1 protein-coding gene is annotated in these 650 nt (G+C 48.3%); it reads right to left on the reverse strand.

Annotated elements, in window-relative coordinates; translation table 11 throughout:
- Positions 1-650, reverse strand: a 650-nt coding sequence (locus R7Z49_RS25660; RefSeq protein ID WP_318112486.1) for an AMP-binding protein, incomplete at both ends; no start/stop codon positions are given.

Here is a 650-nt window from a genome sequence, read left to right on the forward strand (position 1 = left end):
CGTCACTTCTGGGCGATCAAGATAACCTTTCATGACGTTGTGCCCGCGCACAATAATTTCGCCTTCCTCACCGACAGGGAGAGCATGGCCGTCAAGATCAACGACTTTCACCTCAACACCTTGAATCGGTTGCCCGACAGAGCCCGGTACTCGCTCCTGATCAAGGTGATTAAAACACGCTATCGGACTGGTTTCGGACAAGCCGTAACCTTCTAGAATTGGTACATTGAATCGTGCTTCAAAGGTTTTAAATACTTCTGTCGGTAGCGACGAGCCTCCACTAACGGCTACTCGTAACGACGAAATATCGCAATTATGTTCAACATGCAGCAAACCAATGTACATCGTAGGCACACCGGCAAAGAGTGTCACTCGATGCTTTTCGATCAGCTCCAACACATGTTTCGGATCAAATCGAGGTACTAAAACCAAAGTTGCACCGCTTTGCACGCTAGCATTGAGATGCACGGTTTGACCGAATGTATGAAACAGTGGCAACGTTACTAGATGAACATCATCAGCCTGACTCGCCATGATGTTCTGAGCCACAAGCGCATTCATTACGATGTTTTGCTGCGTGAGCTCTGCTCCTTTGGGCAGTCCCGTTGTGCCTGATGTATACAAAATCACACAAGTGTCATCCGCATCGC

The sequence above is a fragment of the Vibrio sp. 1562 genome, assembly GCF_033340155.1.
In the GTDB taxonomy this organism is placed as follows: Bacteria; Pseudomonadota; Gammaproteobacteria; order Enterobacterales; family Vibrionaceae; genus Vibrio; species Vibrio alginolyticus.